The sequence below is a fragment of the Paraburkholderia piptadeniae genome (genome assembly GCF_900007165.1).
In the GTDB taxonomy this organism is placed as follows: Bacteria; Pseudomonadota; Gammaproteobacteria; order Burkholderiales; family Burkholderiaceae; genus Paraburkholderia; species Paraburkholderia piptadeniae.
This window is the reverse complement of the sequence record NZ_CYGY02000046.1, coordinates 20,131-37,663: the sequence shown is the minus strand read 5'-3', so window position 1 is coordinate 37,663 and position 17,533 is coordinate 20,131. Positions and strand designations below refer to the sequence as shown.

Annotated in this window: 9 protein-coding genes; 3 read left to right on the top strand and 6 right to left on the bottom strand. The window is 64.0% G+C overall.

Going from position 1 to position 17,533, the window contains the following annotated elements:
• Nucleotides 1–5 precede the first annotated feature (5 nt).
• The 3 genes from BN2476_RS23165 to BN2476_RS23155 form a co-directional block, all read right to left on the bottom strand.
• The gene (locus tag BN2476_RS23165; RefSeq protein WP_087736498.1) at nt 6–8,915 is read right to left on the bottom strand and encodes a two-partner secretion domain-containing protein; all 8,910 of its coding nucleotides are present in this window, start codon (nt 8,913–8,915) and stop codon (nt 6–8) included.
• Nucleotides 8,916–9,219: 304 nt separating this feature from the next.
• Nucleotides 9,220–10,344, bottom strand: a complete 1,125-nt coding sequence (locus BN2476_RS23160) for an aminotransferase (RefSeq protein WP_087736497.1) — start codon at nt 10,342–10,344, stop codon at nt 9,220–9,222.
• A 232-nt stretch (nt 10,345–10,576) separates the two neighbouring features.
• A complete protein-coding gene (locus BN2476_RS23155) occupies nt 10,577–11,494 on the bottom strand; it encodes a helix-turn-helix domain-containing protein (protein ID WP_235850931.1) in 918 nt (305 codons plus the stop codon).
• Nucleotides 11,495–11,657: 163 nt separating this feature from the next.
• On the opposite strand from BN2476_RS23155, the gene BN2476_RS23150 reads away from it, so the two are divergent.
• From BN2476_RS23150 to BN2476_RS23140, 3 genes are all read left to right on the top strand, one after another.
• Nucleotides 11,658–12,557 carry a DMT family transporter gene (locus BN2476_RS23150; RefSeq protein ID WP_087736495.1) on the top strand — a complete coding sequence of 300 codons (900 nt, stop codon included), beginning with the start codon at nt 11,658–11,660 and terminating at the stop codon, nt 12,555–12,557.
• 226 nt (nt 12,558–12,783) lie between these two features.
• Nucleotides 12,784–13,041: a hypothetical protein gene (locus BN2476_RS23145; RefSeq protein ID WP_087736494.1), complete on the top strand. Its 258-nt coding sequence runs from the start codon at nt 12,784–12,786 to the stop codon at nt 13,039–13,041.
• A 140-nt stretch (nt 13,042–13,181) separates the two neighbouring features.
• Nucleotides 13,182–13,793, top strand: coding sequence for a LysE family translocator (locus tag BN2476_RS23140; protein ID WP_173819653.1), 612 nt, complete (start codon nt 13,182–13,184; stop codon nt 13,791–13,793).
• Between the two features lie 18 nt (nt 13,794–13,811).
• Here the strand turns inward: BN2476_RS23140 and BN2476_RS23135 are convergent, their stop codons facing one another.
• The 3 genes from BN2476_RS23135 to BN2476_RS23125 form a co-directional block, all read right to left on the bottom strand.
• A complete protein-coding gene (locus tag BN2476_RS23135; RefSeq protein ID WP_087736493.1) occupies nt 13,812–15,029 on the bottom strand; it encodes a winged helix-turn-helix domain-containing protein in 1,218 nt (405 codons plus the stop codon).
• A 134-nt stretch (nt 15,030–15,163) separates the two neighbouring features.
• Nucleotides 15,164–15,451 (bottom strand): hypothetical protein, encoded by a 288-nt coding sequence (locus tag BN2476_RS23130; protein ID WP_087736492.1) that lies wholly within the window; start codon nt 15,449–15,451, stop codon nt 15,164–15,166.
• A 322-nt stretch (nt 15,452–15,773) separates the two neighbouring features.
• Nucleotides 15,774–17,477, bottom strand: coding sequence for an FAD-dependent oxidoreductase (locus BN2476_RS23125; protein WP_087736490.1), 1,704 nt, complete (start codon nt 17,475–17,477; stop codon nt 15,774–15,776).
• Nucleotides 17,478–17,533: the final 56 nt, after the last annotated feature.

Sequence of the window (17,533 nt, the reverse complement as noted above, 5' to 3'; positions counted from 1 at the left end):
TTTCCTCAGTGAAATTTCTTGGCGACCTTCGCCCAGACTGCGTTAACCCAATCCTGCGCACTTTGAGCTGCTCCACTGTTGCTAGTGATGCTGCCAAATTCATTGATTATTGGGGCAGCCAACGGATACGCTGACATCATCGCACCCGTTACTTGGCTAATGGCGTTCGATATAGAGTAGCTGCCAACATCGGGAGTCGCGATTTGTTGAACACCATTCAATAGCCAGGAGGTTGCGGATGCACCAATTGCAACCGATTCCGCAGGCACCGAGACATAGGGAATTGGTGTTCCAGAAGCAGCAAGCGCGGTCGCCATAGCCGAAACACGATCGGCTTGCGCTGCACCAAAACCGGCAGCATCGGCAATTTGTTGTCGCGAGGGTGCGCCCACTGTTGAATTCGCTACTCCGCAATCACCTTTAGGACAGATCGAACCGGCAGTGTTCATGGTAGTACCTTGCGGTCCGGTTTTCTGCTGTATAGGAGAAGGAATGTATGTCATTGCACTCGGGGCGTTCCCAGGTGCCACAGTGTTGTAACTCGCCATGATGAACGACTGCAATTGCGGATCAACGGCGACCGTCAGTTGGGTCCGGATTGGTTTCCCGTCCGACGTGGTTCCAGCATATGCCCATTTTGCGCCCGAATCTGTTGGTTCCTGACCGATCAGCGTATCGGGTGCGCCCGATTGGCACGTGCCGTTTGAACACATTCCCATGATTCGCAGCTGGTCTTCGACCTGGTCCTGCGTGTATTTTCCACCGCTCTTGTCAGCGATCTGTTTCGCAAGCGTCTTTTCCTGTGGACGCAATTGCCGGTTGTAACGATCCACATTGGCCGCCGTCACCGCTCCGGCACCGCCGCCCACGAGTCCCCCGACTGTGCCCGCAACGATATTGGTCGCGAGGTTCCCGGCAGCCAGGCCCGGATCGATGTCCTGTCCGTTGCTGAACGTATGCGCCAGTTCGTCGAGCTGGCCCGCCATCTTTGCCGCAACGCCTGCACCGACAGCTCCGCCAATAGCGCTCATGCCGCTGAGGCCTCCCGTGAGCGCGCCGCCCGCGACGTGCAATGCAATCCGGTTCGACCCGCCTTCGCCCCAGGAATCCGCTTCTGCCTGATACTTGTTGTATGCGTCCATGTCGCCCGCGCGCTTCGCTGCGTCGGCCTGCGCCTGCGCCGCCTTCTGCTGTGAATCAGCAATGTCGCCAATGCGTCGTGCCACGGCTTCGCCTGCGGCCGTCGTCGCGTCCATCAGGTCGGACTGGTTCGCCAGCACATTATTCAGATCCGGCGTCTTCGCAACCGTGCCGTTGGTGGCCGACGTGTCACGGTTCAGGCTCGCGATGTCCTGCGTCTGGTGCGCGCCGTCCGTTACATTGACCGTGCCCGCGCTGATTCCGCTTCGCGTCGTCGCGCTTTCGCGGCCACTGTCGTTCGCGAATACGGGGAGCGCGCCGCCCGTGTTCTTGCCTGACGTTGGGCCGTGCGTCGCGTAGTTATTGCCGCCGTCACCCACGCCCGCGCCTGCGCTGATACCCGCGTTGTGTGCGCTGTATTCCGAATGGTTCTCTACGTCCGACCAGGTTAGTGTGCCCGTCGTCAGCGTGTTCTTCGATGCGTCCGCGTCGCTTGCAATCGTCGCGCCTTTCAGGTCCGTGTTGCCCTTCACGTTGATGTCGAACCCGCCCAAACCCGCGTGAATCCCGGCCTGTTCGTTCACGCCCGCGTAGCTGCCGCTCGCGTTGCCGTTCTGTGCGCTGAAGCTCGCGCTGCCGCCGCCCTGACTGACGCTGAACCCTCCGCCCGCGCTCTGCTGATGCGCGCTGCTCGTCATCGTGTCCTGCACGCTCGCGACGTTCAGATTGCCGCCAACGTCGGCCGTTACCTCCTTGCCGTTCACATTCGCGCCGATGATGTTGGTATCGCCACCCGACACGATGGTCACGCTCTGCGCGCCATTGACGTGCGTGTTGTTCTGCATCGCCGCGTCGCTGTTCGCGTTGCCGTGCGCTTTCGACGCCGACGCATCGACACCAAAGCCCTGCGTGCCATACGACACGCCGACACTCGCGCTGCTCGACTGGTTCGTGCTGCGCGTTGAGTCGGTATCGGCCGTATTAACGAGATTCACCTGGTTCTTTGCCGCGAGAATCGCGTCGTTGGCGTTCACGTCCGAACCGGCAACCGTCACGTTGCCGCTTCCGGCCTGCCCGTCGCCTGTGGCGACGAACGCGGCTGTGCCGCCCGCTGTCACGTTCGAACCCCGGTTCGTCGTGCTGTCCTCGCTGAATGTGTTCGTGCTGTGACTGCTGCCGTAACTGAGTTCGATCTTCGCGTCGGGCGTCTTGCCGCTGGCGAGTTGATTCATTGCCGCCGCTCCAGTAACAGCGGAATCGTATGCGCCGCTCGCCGCCGCAATGCCGTGGAGCGCTGCCGCGCGATCTTCCTGGCTGTGGCCCGCCGCGTGCGCTTGGTCGATCGTGTTCGAAAGCGCCTCGAGAACGGGCGCTTTCACCGCGAGCGTGAATCCGCTCTTTGATACTTCCTGCGTTTCGTCGTGGTGGGCCGTATCCCTGGCTGCGTCAATCGTCACGTTCGCGCCCGTGCCCGTGACGTTCTGCGCCGCAATCAGGTCGCTCCCCGTAACGTGCAAATCCGCACCCGCCGACAGGTGAACACTGCCGTCCGTGCTGCCAATCAGACTCGCATTGTTCGTCACCGAACTGTCGTGCGTCGTGTCCTTCTGGTCCACCTTGCCGTAGGAAATCCCGACGCCGCCCGAACTGCCGAGGCCCGTCTTGACGTCCTGGTGGAAGTGACTCGACTCGCTCGTGTCCTGCGTGGTGTTGACCGTCAGGTTGTTCGCCGCCGCGAGGGTGACATCGTTCGTCGCCGCGACCGTCGACCCGCTGATGGTCATGTCGTGACCGGCCGCGCCCGTGACCGTATCGCCCGATACCGTCGAGCCGTTAGCGATGACCTGATGCGAACTGGCCGCATCCGTTGTCGTGTCTTTCGACATAAACCCCGAATGCTCGTCATGCGACCAGCGTTGCGCATCGTGCGTCTCGCTCACACTGCCAATCGTCACGTCCCCCGTTGAGACGAGTCTGACGCCGCCGCCGTTCGCATCCGTCGCGACGGTCGAACCGAGCACGGCCAGATTGCCACCGCCGTTCTGACCGGCTGCAAGCGTGATGTTGCCGCCTGCGCTGACGTTCGAACCCTGTACCGCTTCGTCATAGCTCGAACTCGTGTACTGACTCGTGCTGTCGGCAAGCGACTTCTCGCTGTGCGTGTACGTGTCCTTCGCCGCCGTGACGGTCAGGTTGCCGCCCGCGATCATCGCCGTGTCGCCGCCCGAGCGAACCGTCGCATCCGTGAGTGTCGTATCGCGCCCCGATACGGTCGTCACACTGCCACCCGCAACGATGGCGCTCCCCAGGTTCTGCTTGACAGAGTCGTGATAGCCGAACTGGTCGTCATGGCTGGTCAGGTCGTTGGTGGTGGTGAGCGTCGTCGTGCCCGCGTTGATATTCCGGCCCGCAGCAACGGCCGCATTGCCGCCCGCCTGAACCAGTGCGCCGTTCAGCTCCACATCGCGGCCCGCGATGACGGTCGCGCTGTTCGTCGCAGAAATCGTGCCGATGGCATCGACGCCCGTACTCGTCACGCTGCCCGTCAGCTTGCCCGCGCTGTACGTCTTCGATGCCTGGGTCGTCTGCGTTTCGTTGATGACATCGCGACCGGCCTGCACGATGACATCGCCGCCGCCGATGCGACCGCTCGTGTTGCGCACGTCCTGAACGGCTGCAACGGCCGTCGTGCCCGCGCTGCCGATGATGCCGCTGTTCGTGATGTTGTTGCCGATCACGGTCGTCGCGAGATTGCTCGACACGTGGCCGCTGTTGTTCACGTCGCCGCTCGCATTCAGATTGATCGCATTGCCCGCGACGAGCGCGCCGCTGTGCGTGAGGTCGACCGTGCCCGACTGCGCGAGATACACCTGTGGCACGAGGACCGTCTGATGCGAGCCGTCCGGCAGCGTCACATCCTGGGAGACGAGCCACACCATATCGGTTGTCAGTTGCGACATTTGAGCGGGCGTCAGCGCAATGCCAGGCTCCAGCCCGAACGCCTTCGCATACGCGACGCCGCTGTTCATCAGCGCCGTGTATTCGTCGAGGTTGTCGGTGAAGCCCGCGAGGAACGTGCGGCCCGTCAGTTGCGTGACCTGGTTGCGGATCAGCGTTTCCTCATAGAGCCCGTCGCCGAGGCGCTTCTCGACTTCCATCGGATTGAGGCCAAGCTGTCCGAGCATGTAGTCGCTCGAAATGAAATTCGTGTACTGCGTGAAACGAGGATCGGTCGCGACCAGGTACGTGGCACCGGGCGCGGTGTTATAGCTGTACAGGCCGCTCGTCGGCAGTTTCAGGTTCGGTATGCCGCCCGTCGCGCCGCCGACTGTCTGCGGACGTGACGACTGGCCGCTGATGGTGCCCGTCTGCGTGCCGTCCGCGCTGCCGCCCGTCACACCCGACCCGGCCACCGTCTGCCCCTGGCGGTTCACGGAGTTGATCGCGATCGTCTGCGCGTCGGTCTGGACGTTCTGGTTCGACGTGGCGATTGCAGGTAGCGCATCGACGGTGGTCGTCGACTGCGTGATGCCATCCGATATCGGCGGGGTGGTGAAATTGCTGCCGCCTGTTTTCTGGTGCCAGTAGAAGATCGAACTCGTATCCTGCTCGACCGTCTGCTGGAGCACGGTGCCCGTATCGTTGACGCTGCCGCCATTGGCGCGCCGTACCAGGTCGCCGCCCGCCGCCATCGTCGACGACTGGTTGTTGATGCTGCCGTTATTCGCGTTGATGCGGATTGCCCCTTGCGCCTGGATCGTCGCCGCATTACCCGCGCTCACGAGCCGGTCGGTCGTGGTCATCGTGCTGGTCGTGCGCGAGATTTCGGCGTAATCGTGCGTGCCGTCATTGTTCAGGCCGTTGCGCGTCTGGACCTGGTCCGGCCGGATGTTTTTGTTCGGGTCGAAGTCCGGCCAGAAAACAATCGAATACGTGCCGTCGCCGTTGTCGGTGAGGCTGTTGTACCACTGCTTCGGGTTGTTCGTGATGGTGCGCGTCTGCGGCGGCGTCTGCGGTTGACCGGCGAAGCTGATCGGGTCGCCGTAGGTGTCGGTGATCGGCGTGGTCAGCGAGAAGGTCTGAGCTGTCGTGTCCAGGTTCGTGACCTGGTCCTTCGGCACGGTGACGGTAATCGGGTGCATCAGGTGGCCCACGACGCCATAGCCCAGGCCACCGCCATCGCTCCATCGCCATTCGGGATGAAGCTGGCTGTAGTAGACCCCCATGCTGTCGATGGGCAGGCCGGCCGTCCAGACCGTCAGCGTGGTCGAGCCTGCATCCTGCGGCGTGCCCGCCTGCGTCTGCACGCCGGTCCGCAGGTTGTTGACCGTGTTCGCGGCGATGTCGATATCGCCGTCCGCCTCGATGGTCGCCGCGCTGTTCGTGAGCGTGCCCGTCTGGTTCGCGAGCATGCCCGAACTGTCACGCGTGCCGTCCTTGCCGATTTCCAGATTGCGTGCGCTGTAGATCAGCGCGCCGTCCGCGTTCATGACGGAGTTCTGCGCGTAGATGCGGACGCTGTTCGCGCCTGCGATCACCGCTGCGGCGCCCGTGTTCTGCACGTCCGTCGCGTTCACGGTTACGTCGTTGCCGATCACCGCGCCCGTATTGTTGAATGCGGTGCTGTTCGTCGTGACGGTATCGCCTTCGATACGCCCGTCGTTATTGAGCGTGCCCGCTGCGTTGACGGTCGTGTTCGACGAATTGATGTCGCCCGTTGTCGTGTTGACGACGTTCGCGCCGGTTGCCGTGAGCGCACCATTCGCCGCCAGTACACCCGTATTGGTGAACGTGCCGGTGGCCGACACCGACATGTCGCCGTCCGCGTGCAGGTTGTTCGCCGCGTCGTTCGTGTAGTCGCCGTTGACGGCCAGCGACAGGTTGCGCCCCGCGATCATCTCGCCCGAGCCAGTGACCGCGCCGCTCACTGTGACATCGCGGTTAGCGCGGATCGAGCCGCCGGGGTTCAGGAGCGTCCCCACATTGACCGACACGTCCTGTCCGCCGAGGATCGCGCCGTTGTTGTTGTTCACCACCGCATTCGGCTGGTTCAGGTTCAGCGCCGTGCCGCCGTAGAGCGTGCCGTTGACGTTGGTGACGCGCAAGGTGTTCAGGTTGGCCGCGCCGCCCGCGACGACCACACCGCCCACGTTCTCAAGATCGCTGCCCGAGAGCGTCACGTCGCCGTTGCCGCCGAGCGTGCCGCCGTTGTTGAACACGGACGACAGGGACGATACGGTTGTCGCGCCATCGCCCGCGTTGGTCAGCTTGCCCGCCGAGTTGTCGAGGCTCGCCGCCGATACGTCGACCGCGCCATGCGCGCCGTTAGCCGCCATCGTGCCGTGGACGTTCGACACCATGTGACCTGAAACGGACAGCTCGCCCGCCGTCTGCATCGAGCCGTCTGTGTTGTCGATGTCGCCCTGGGTGGTGACGGTCAGGCCGTTGCCGCCGTACACCACGCCGCTGCGGTTCACGATGCCCGAGGCCGCAATGACCTGGGCTGTCTGCTGCGCCGACATCGTGCCGCTGGTGTTGTTCAGGCTTGCGGCCGTTGCGTTCAGTGCGCCGTTCGTGACGATCTGGCCCGACGCGTTCGACATCGCGCCTGTGCTGCTGACATTGAGCGCGCCTGTGCCCGCGTGCTGGATTGCGCCGTTATCGTTGGCGAGGCCATTCGTGGATACCGTCAGGTTCGTCGCGTTTGATGCGATCGTGCCGCCCGTGTTGTCGAGCGCGCCGCCCGCGCTCACGGTCTGGCCCGCCGTGCCGTACTGCGTGATGTTGCCGCCGCGATTGACGAGGTCGCCAGGCGTTGCGACATTGACCGTATCGCCCTCGATGTGGCCGGTTGTGTTGTCAATCGACGAGCCCGAGACGGCTGTCGCGGAACCGGAAATCACGCCGCCCACATTGTTCAGCGCGCCGCCTGACGAAACATTGAGCGCGCCGCCCGCCGTCATGCCGCCCGCGTGATTGTCGATGGATTGCGCGCGTACGGTTGCATCGCCCGCTGCGCTCACTTGCCCCTGGTTCGCAAGCGTGCCCGCATTCACGTTCAGCTCGCCGTTCGTGCCGATCGTGCCGCCCACGCCATTGACGAGCGCGCCCGTGGTCGTGACGTTCATCCCGTCGCCGTTGAGCGACACGATGCGGCCCGCTGTGTCGTCGAGTGAGCCCGCGTTGATGGTCGCGCCGCCCGCCGACTGAATGACACCCTGAGCATTGCCGAGCGCGCCCGCCGTGTTCAGCGCGAGCGTCGAGCCTGACACCATCTGACCGGCCGCATTCGAGACATTCGCCGCCGATACCTGCATCGCTGCGCCGCTCGACAGCTTGGCTGTGTCGTTCGTCAGCGTGCCCGCTGCGTTCGCGTTGAGTGTGCCGCCTGCCGTCGTCGTCGCGACCGCCAGGTTCAGGTCGCCGCCGCTTGCCGTCAATACAAGCGCACCGTTCGCCGACGTGTTGCTGCCAGCAAGACTGACCGACGTGCCCCGTATCGTCGTGTTGCCGCCACCTTCGTTGCGGCCGCTTGCCGTGACTGCACCTCTGGATGAAACCGACAGGTCGCCCGCGCTCGCAATCGTGCCGTCGCTGTTCACGCCCGCGCCGAGCGTGCCCGTCGACGCGACGCTGCCCGCGCTGACGGTCGTATTCTGCTGTGCGGCGAGGGTGCCGCTGTTGGTGAGCGCACCCGACGTGTTCGCGCTGACGTTCTGCTGCGCGTAGGTCGTGCCGCTGTTGTCGATGCCATCGCGCGCGCTCGCCGTGATGTTACCGCTTGCGTTCGTCTGTCCCGCAAAGACGAGCTTGCCCTGTGTCGTCAGGGTCAGGTCGCCCGCCTGTGCTGCGAGCACGCCTCTGTTCGAGACGCCGACGCCGTTCTCCGTGCCCACCAACCAGATACGGTTTGCGTACATCCCGCCCAGGTTGCTCACGTCGATCGACACGCCGGGAGCGGGACCGTTGCCCGCAATCGGCGTCGCGTTGAGCGTGTCGTGGTCGATGCTGTTCGCGCCCGTGATGACGTTCAGGTTCTTCGCGTAGATCGCGGCGTTGACCTGTACGGCACGCGCCAACAGATCAACCTGATCGACGTTCGACGCGTTGAACCCCGCGCCCTGTACGGTGATGTTGCCCTGGGTCACGTTGAACCCCGACACTGAGCAGTCCGGCGCGAAGTTCGGCGTGCCGGTGGTCAGGGTCGCGCGCGAAGTATTGATGAAACCCGCGCCGTCCAGAAGCAGCCCATTCGGATTCGCGACGATGACCTCGGCGCTGTGGCCTGCTACTTCGAGATAGCCGCGCAGTTGAGACGGCGAATTGCTGTTGACCTGGTTGACGATCACGCGTGCCGAGTCGTTTGGGCCGTAGTTCGGATTGCCATTCACGTAGCCCGCAAGCTGCGTGTTCGTGATCGTCGGCGAGTTGTTCAGTATCGCGCCCCGGTTCGACACGTCGAACTGGTTGTAGGTGTTCATCGACACGCCCGAGCCCGAGGGTTTGTTGATGTTCACCTGCGGGATACCGTTCTGCGTTGTGATGACGCCAGGCGAATGCGCGCCGCCCGGCACGATCTGCGCAAACGCAAGCAGAGGCGCGACGGCCATCAGCAGCGCGACCAGACTGCGCAGCGACAAGCCCGTCGCCTGTACGCCCGACGCGCGGCCCGCCCGCGTCTCGCCGGATTTTCCCGTAGCGGTTGCGGTCTCCTCGACGGCCACGAGCATCCCGCGAATCCGGCTGAATACAAGCCGGTAATTATTATTGTTCATTTATTTTGGTTTACGAATTAAACAAGGTCGTAAACCTAATCGAAAGCGCGCAGCGTTTCTGTCAACGTTTGTCAAACGCTAGCGCGGGCGCAACTCTTCAAAAGAAATCGATGTTCTCTGATTGCTAGCCGCGTAAATTCCGTTTACCGGGCAGACGAAAAAAAAGCCCGCGGTTAGGGCGGGCTGAATAGCGGTGTTCAATCAACTGGACTTGCGAACCTGGCGGGCCATGCAGCGACGCCTTCACCGGTATGCGTCTGCGCCGATGCTGAAGAAAGGCGAAGCAAACTAACAATAAAAAATCTCAACGCGCAATATCACGCAAGAACTCAGACGCCTTCGCAAGCCCCGCAACCAGCACATCGCGATTGTTCGCATAGCCGATGCGCACATAACCTTCCGCATCGAGCGCGCTGCCGGGCGTGAACATCACGCCAGTCTTTTCAATCAGCGCGACGCAGAAATCACGCGACGGCATATCCACATCGACACGCACCAGCGTCGTCGTGCCCGACTTCGGCTTCACCCAGGACACCAGCGGCTCTTTCGCGATCCACGCATCGAGCAGCGCGAGATTCGTGCGCAGAATGCCGTGATTGCGTTCGAGAATCGACGTGCGGTTTTCGAGCGCGATCGACGCGAGCAGATCGTTGAGCATGCCGACACTGATCGTGTTGTAGTCGCGATGAATCCGCACTCGCTCGATGATGTCGACAGGCGCGGCGATCCAGCCCACGCGCAGGCCTGCGAGCGACCACGTTTTCGACATGCTGCCTGTGCTGATGCCTTGCTCGTAGATATCCGCGATCGATGCCGTGAAGCCGTTGCCGTCCTGATCGGTGCCGCGATACACCTCGTCGCAGAGCACATAGGCGCCGCATGAGCGCGCGATCTGCGCGATCTGTTCGAGGAGCGCGCGGTCCATAAGCGAGCCCGTCGGGTTGTTCGGATTGTTGATCGCGATGACACGCGTCGTCGGCGTCACCATGCGCTTCAGTTCGTCGAGATCGGGCAGGAACGCGTTTTCCTCGCGCAAACGCAGAACGTCGACTTTCGCGCCGTAGCTCTCGGGAATCGAGTAGTGCTGCTGATATGTGGGCAACACGGAGATCACATGATCGCCGGGCTCGACGAGCGTTTCGTAGACCAGTGCGTTCGCGCTGATCGCGCCATGCGTGATCAGCACGTTCGGCACACGCTGTTTCTCATACAACGACGCGACATTGCTGCGCAGCCGCTCGCTGCCGTCGATCGCGCCATACGTCAGCTTCATCGGAAGAATTTCGCCGAGCAGCGCATCTTCCTTGCCCGCGATCTTCAGCAGTTCGCCGACCGTCAGCGATTCCACGCACGTTTCCGCCAGATTCAGTTCGCAATGGTGCTCGTAGAGATCCATCCAGCGTTCGACTCCAAATTCCCTGATTTGCATGAGTTCTGTCCTCGAGTGAAAGCAGTGGCATAGGGCGCGGCAAGTGTGGCGTGCGCGGCGCCGGTTCGTGTCGACTATAGACTATTTTGTCTCAAATGGACAAATTGAGTCAATCGACCCCAACGAACCGCCCCGACGGATGAGCACGCGTCAGAAAACGTCGCGCTCAACGCGTTCAACGAGGAAAGCCAGGGAACAGAGTACGCCTGAAAGTGGCGCGAGCCTCGAAGCTTCAGCCCGCGCGCAGCGCCTGGCGATAGACGGCGGGCGACACGCCGGTGCCTTGACGGAACCGGTGGCTGAAGTGGCTCGCGTTCGCGTAGCCGCATTGCGTCGCGATTTCGGCGAGTGGCATCGCCGTCGTGCGCAGCAGCGTGCGCGCGCGTTCAAGCCTTTGCCGCGCGATCCACGCGTGTGGCGGCAGACCGAACGACGTGCGGAACATCCGCGCGAGATGAAATTCGGAGAGGTTCGCGACGGCGGCCAGTTCGCCGAGCGTGAGCGGCTGCGTCAGATTCGTGTCGATGTAATCGCGCAGACGGCGGCGCGTCGCGACTGCAAGGCCGCCTTTGAGCACGGCGTCCGTGCGATTCACGCCCTGCGAGCGCAGCAGCAGGCTCAACACTTCGTGCGACGTTTCGTTTGCACGCAAGCGGCCGTCGGCGTCGTCCCATGCGTCGTTTGCGAGCGACTGGCACAGGCTCGAAATGCGCTCGTCCTCGAAGTACGTGCGATCGGCCAGCGTCAGTTCGCGCGGTTCGCGGTCGAGTTCGCGGATCGCGCGCTGCGTGAAGTGCTCGGGCAGGAAATACAGATGCATGAAGTGCATATGGCCGCGCACCCACCAGCGCGACTCGTGATCGCCGGGCAGCGCGCACAGGCGGCTCGGCGCGCCGTAGCGCCCCGGCAGCTTTTGACGCTCGGTGCGATAGCCGCCGTCCAGATAACACGACAGCGTGTGATGGCCGGGCTGATCGTAGACCGTCTCGGCCTCTTTGGTCTCGCGCGTCCAGATCGCGATGGCCAGCTTGTCGCCGAGCCACGCGAAACGCTCGAGCGTCGCGTTCGACTCGCTAAGCGTCTGGCAGACCGAATGCAGGCCGAACGGCGGATCGGCGGGGTCGGTCGTGTCGATGGACGAAATGTTCACGTGAATGAGGCGGAAACGAATGAGGCGTCGTTCGACAAGTATACGGCCTGGTGCGTCGCGCCTTCGCCGGCCACTCGAAAGTGCGCAATTCTGGACAATCGAACGGACCCGCACGGGCGCATAGTCGGGCAAACCGTAGACCGTATTGTGTGACGCACTGGCGATGAATCTCTTCCTGTATGTCGTGACCGTGCTGATCTGGGGCACTACCTGGATCGCGATCAAGTGGCAGCTCGGCGTCGTGCCGGCGCCTGTGTCGATTGCTTGCCGTTTCTGGCTCGCGGCAATCGTGCTGTTCGCGCTGCTCAAGTTGATGCGCCGTCCCGTGTGGCCGCCGCGTGCCGCGTGGCGCTTTCTCGCGGCACAGGGCCTCGCGCTCTTTTGCGTGAACTTCCTGTGCTTCTACTACGCGGAAAGCGTCGTGCCGAGCGGTCTTGTGGCCGTCGTGTTTTCGACGGCGCCGCTGCTGAACTCGCTCAACGGGCGGCTTTTCATGGGCCGCCCGTTGCAGCCGACGGCGATCGTCGGCGCGGTGCTCGGGCTTGCGGGCATCGTCTGCCTGTCGCTGCAGCAGATGGCGGGGCATCTCGGCGATCACGCGGCATGGCTCGGTCTTGCCGTCGCGTTCGCGGGGACGATGTGCTTCTCGGCGGGCAATCTGCTGTCGAGCCGCATGCAGTCGATGGGCCTGCATCCCATCGTCACGAACAGCTGGGCGATGCTGATCGGCGCGGGCGTGCTGACGCTCGGCAGCCTCGCCGCCGGCTTGCCTTTTGCGCTCGAAGCGGACGCGCGTTATCTCGGCGCGCTTGTCTATCTTGCCGTGCCCGGCTCGGTGATCGGCTTCACCGCGTATCTGATGCTCGTCGGCCGCATCGGACCCGAGCGCGCCGCGTATTGCACGGTGCTGTTTCCGTTCGTCGCGCTTGCGGTATCGACGGTGTTCGAAGGCTATCGATGGTCGGCGCTTGCCGTCATCGGGCTCGTGCTGGTCGTGGCGGGCAATCTCGTTGCGTTCGGCGTGACGCAGCGGCTCTTCGTACGGCGTGCCCGTACCGCGTGAGGCTTCATCGGTGAGGCGCAGCGAGGCGAGCAGCGACGGCCATCTCGCGAAGATCCTGATGTTTTGCTGGACGCGATGAGCGTGGAGTGAACCGGCGTTGATCGCCGCCAGTCGAACAAATACCCGCCGATGCATGCCGTCTGTGCGAATGGACGGCTGTGCGCGATGGGTATATAACGACATTACCGATTCCTTCACGATGTCAGAACAGGAGTGACGATTCATCATGACGCGCGATGATCCGGACAAGCAGAAGACTGGCGAACAGCCGGACCTCGAACACCTCGATGCAGCCGTGACACATGTGCATCAAATGGTGTCGTCGGGCAACATTGCCGTGAGCGCGGCGCGCGGCATCCTCTACAGCCTGATCGAAACGCTGGGCGCGCTGGTCGGCGATCCGGACTTGCCGGAACATGCGCGTTCCGGCTACGAAGGTCTGCTCGAAACGGCCCGCGAATTGCGGGTCAAGCTCGACCGCTGACGGCTGGTTTAACACCTGCACGCATGTGGCGCTGCGCGGGCGCCACATGCATCGTCTGCAACATCCGGTCACAGGATTTCGGCATCGTCGTCCGCCTGTGATACAAAGGGCGCTCGTTTCGAACCGCCCATCTTCTCCCGATGCTTTTCTCGCTGGTTTCCCTTCGCGATGCCGCGCTGCTTGCGCTCGGTATCGTCGTCGTGCTGATCACGCCCGGCCCCACGAACACGCTGCTCGCCGCCGCCGGCTTGCGCCAGGGCGCGCGCCGCTCGCTGCCGCTGATCGGCGCCGAACTGACCGGTTATCTCGTGTCGATTTCCGCATGGGGCTGCTTTCTCGCTCGCGCATCGCATACGGTGCCGTGGCTGCCTTCGGTGCTGCGCATCGCGAGCGGTCTCTACATCGCGTATCTCGCGATCGACATGTGGCGCGCGGCCGTCGCGTTGCCTGATTCGATGGCTCCGGCGAACGGACCGCGCGCGCTCTTCGTCGCGACGCTGCTCAATCCTAAAGCCTTGCTGTTCGCGGGCACGATCTTTCCGCCGATCGCCTTCGAAAGCCTCGCGGGCTACGCGTTCGCGATGGCCTTGTTCGCGTGCCTGCTTGCGCCGATCGCGCTCGCGTGGATCGCGTTCGGCGCGGCGCTCGGCAGCGGCAAGCTCACGTGGCTCGACCCGGTGAAGATGCAGCGCGCCGCGTCCGTCGTGCTCGGGATGTTTTCGTTGTCGCTCGCGTGGGCCGCATTGCACTGAGCCAGTGAAGGTCCACGCTCAATCGTCGTCGGAGGCGGCGAGCGCCTGAGCGAGGCCGTCGGGCGCCGACGTGATCTGCAGTTGCGGCGTGCCGTGCCAGTCCGCGCAGCGTTGCAGCGCGCGCTGCAAGTCCGACGTGAGCCGGCCGCTCACGCGCACGCCCGGCTCCAGGTGCAGCGACCTCACTTCGAACACGCCGCTCGCGCGATGAGCCTTCGCATCGGCGCGTCCGATCAGCTTGCCGCGATTCAGGATCGGCAGCACGTAGTAGCCGTATTTGCGCTTCGCAGCGGGCACGTAGCACTCGATCACGTAGTCGAAATCGAACAGCGCGGCGACGCGCTTACGGTCCCAGACGACGGGATCGAACGGCGAGAGCAGCGTCGTCACCGTCGAGGCGAGCTTGCCGTTCGACGCGTCGTCGATGAGGGGCGCGAAGTCGCGATGCACGAACGTGTCCTGTTTCCAGCCGTCGACGCGCACGGGCGTCAGTTCGCCTTCGTCAGCCAGCCGGTTGAGCGCATCGGCGTAGGGGCGGCGCGGCATACGGTAATAGTCGGCGACCCAGTCCGCGCGCACGACACCGAGCGCGCGGCAACTGCGCCGCCGCAGCTCTTGCGCGACGGCATCGGCGGACTGCAGATCGCGCGCATCGCTCCAGTGCGGCAGCACGCGCTCCGTCACATCGTAGACGCGCTGGAAATTGCGCCGCTCGGCGACCATCAATTCGCCGATCGCGAACAGCACTTCGAGATGCCGCTTCTCCGGCTTCCAGTCCCACCAGCCATTGCCCTTGCCCGCCTCGCGCGCGAAATCCGCGGAGCGCACGGGCCCCGTCGCGCGGATGTGCGCGAGCAGCTTGTCGATGTCCACGCGGTACTGCGCGTGCCAGTCGGCGGCGTATTTCCAGCCCATGTCGGAGGGATCGAGCATCCGGTGGCGCATCAGGCCGTAGTCCTCGATGGGCAGAAAACACGCCTCGTGCGACCAGTATTCGAAGAGTTGGCCTTCCGCGAGATGTTCGTCGAGCCATTGCGGCTGATAAGGCCCGAGCCGGCTGAACAGCACCAGATACGGACTGCGCGCGACGACATGAATCGTGTCGATCTGCAGTTGCGCCATCTGCCGGATCGCGTCGAGCACATCGGCTTTGGTCGCCTTGCGGCGCGGCGGCGTGAGCAGGCCTTGTGCGGCCAGATGCAGCGTGCGGGCGGCGGAAAGAGGGAGAGCGATCACACTTTTATGTCGTAGCGGGCCGAGTAGCAGCATGGACTTGCGCCATGCCGGACTTTCGCTACTGTAGCGTGATCGGAGAAAACGCACGGGCGGTTTGCATCTTCAGCCCGTATCCGTATGCCTACGGACCAGCGTCACCAGCGTCCGTGACCGTGATGCCTTTCCCAGCCGCGATGACGCCACTGATCATGCCCGTACCAGCGCGGGCCGCGCCAGTAGTCGCCTCGATAGCCGCCGTAGTAGACAGGCGGTGGCGGTGCATAGACCACGGGCGGTGGTGGCGCGTAGTAGACGGGCGGCGGCCCGTAGACGGGAGCGGGCGGCCCCAGATAGACGCCGACGCCGACATGGGCCGCAGCCGTCGTCGATGCGCACGCCGCCGCGAGACCGACGGCCGCCAATACGATCGCACGTTTGCTCATCCTGTCCTCCTGTGTCGACCTGAGTAGGCGCCTCAGCGCCTTGCTCAGGTCTCACGCAAACTCGACTAGAGTTGGTGCCTCGGCACGTTACTCAGGTCCCATGCACCGCTCGCAAAGCCCCGTCGACGGCGCCCGAAGCGGCCGCGCGTTTCTGACGAGACGCTAACTAAATCTTACGGATAAGAAAGAATCACAGGTGCAAGCAGGCGGTCGCGAATGTAACGACCGGTAAGCGGGCGGGCCTGCCGCAAAAGGCGCGACCGGCCGGCGCGATGACAAGCGCCACCCGGTGCAGGACAGAAGGGGAGGAAGGGAGGAAGAATCAGGCGCCGAGCGCGACCGTTTCGCCCGTGCGCTCCGCGAGCATCTGATGAATTTGCGCGACGACCTGCGCGCCTTCGCCGACGGCAGCCGCGACGCGCTTTATCGATCCTGCGCGCACGTCGCCGATCGCAAAGACGCCTTCGACGGACGTCGTCAGATCGCAGGTCGAATTCGCGCCCGTGATCACGAAGCCCTTCGCGTCCAGTTCGACGCCGCACGTGCGCAGCCAGTCCGTGTTCGGATCGGCGCCCGTGAAGAGGAACAGATGCCGCGAATCGAAGCGGTCGCGGCCGTCCGCACAAGGACGCTTCAAGCCGATCTGCGCGAGCCCCGCCTCGTTGCCTTCGAGCCAGCCGATTTCCGTGCCCGGATAAACGGTGACATTGGGCAGCGACGCGATACGGTCGATCAGATAGCGCGACATCGTCGCTTCGAAACCGCTGCGCCGGATCAGCACGTGAATGTGCTTCGCGTGCGACGCGAGATACACGATTCCCTGGCCCGCCGAGTTGCCCCCGCCGACGAGCACGATCTCTTCGTGCTTGCAGAGCTTCGCCTCGACGGGCGACGCCCAGTAGTAGATGCCGCGTCCGTCGAAGTGGTCGATGCCTTCGATCTCCGGGCGCCGGTACACCGCGCCGCTCGCGATGACGATCGAGTGCGCGCGGATGCTGCCCTGGCACGCGAGTTCGAGCCGGTACGGACGCTCGTCGCAATGCAGCGACTTGACCCTGACGGGAATGGCGACGTGCGCGCCGAACTTCTGCGCCTGCACGAACGCGCGGCCCGCAAGCGCCTGTCCGGAGATGCCCGTCGGAAAGCCGAGATAGTTTTCGATGCGCGAGCTCGCGCCTGCCTGCCCGCCGGGCGCGCGGCCGTCGAGCACGATCACCGAAAGGCCCTCCGACGCCGCATACACGGCCGTCGCCAGCCCGGCCGGACCCGCGCCGACGATAGCCACGTCGTACACGAATTCCGAATCGAGATCGGGGATCAGGCCGAGGCACGTCGCCAGTTCGGGGTCGCTCGGATGGCGCAGCACGGAGCCGTCCGGGCAGATCACGAGCGGCATGTCGTTGGGGCCCGCCGCGAACTGCTCGATGATGCGCAGCCCGTCTTCGTCACGCTCGTCGAGCACCGTATGCGGATGACCGTTGCGCGACAGGAAGCCTTGCAGCGACACGAGCCGCCGGTCGTTGCTCTTGCCGACGATGATCGGCCCGCCTGCGCCCTTCTCGATCAGCCCGACGCGCCGCAGGATCAGCGCGCGCATGATGCGCTCGCCCAGTTCGGCTTCCGCGACGATCAGCGCGCGCAGGCGATCCGGCGCGATCAGCAGGGCTTCGCCGGCTTCGAGCGCCATGCCGTCGACGAGCGCCGGCTTGCCCGACAGCTGGCCGACCTCGGCGAGGAACGAGCCCTTGCGATGCTCGTTGATCAGGAGCTCGCGCCCAAGACCGTCGCGCTGATAAATCTTGACCGCGCCCGACAGCAGCACGACCATGCCCGGCCCCCGCTCGCCCGTGCGGAACAGCATCTCGCCCGGTTCGAAACGGCGCACTTCGCCGAACTTGCACAGCCGCTTGATCTCGTCCGGCTGGAGTTCGGGGAACATCTGATGACGCCGCATCGAAAGCATCGAGAACGGTGCGTCATTGATGACGACATGCTGCGAGTCTTCGCCCTCTCGCGTGACACCCATCGGATTCGCTCCTTGCAGGGCTGCGCGCCCGGTCGGGCCGCAGCCGATGCCATTGT

Bases quoted from the DNA above. Each gene is read 5' to 3' on its own strand.
- BN2476_RS23140 (WP_173819653.1), top strand. From the start codon at position 13,182: ATGCTTTTCTCGCTGGTTTCCCTTCGCGATGCCGCGCTGCTTGCGCTC.
- BN2476_RS23150 (WP_087736495.1), top strand. From the start codon at position 11,658: ATGAATCTCTTCCTGTATGTCGTGACCGTGCTGATCTGGGGCACTACC.
- BN2476_RS23165 (WP_087736498.1), bottom strand. From the start codon at position 8,915: ATGAACAATAATAATTACCGGCTTGTATTCAGCCGGATTCGCGGGATG.
- BN2476_RS23125 (WP_087736490.1), bottom strand. From the start codon at position 17,477: ATGGGTGTCACGCGAGAGGGCGAAGACTCGCAGCATGTCGTCATCAAT.
- BN2476_RS23160 (WP_087736497.1), bottom strand. From the start codon at position 10,344: ATGCAAATCAGGGAATTTGGAGTCGAACGCTGGATGGATCTCTACGAG.
- BN2476_RS23145 (WP_087736494.1), top strand. From the start codon at position 12,784: ATGACGCGCGATGATCCGGACAAGCAGAAGACTGGCGAACAGCCGGAC.
- BN2476_RS23130 (WP_087736492.1), bottom strand. From the start codon at position 15,451: ATGAGCAAACGTGCGATCGTATTGGCGGCCGTCGGTCTCGCGGCGGCG.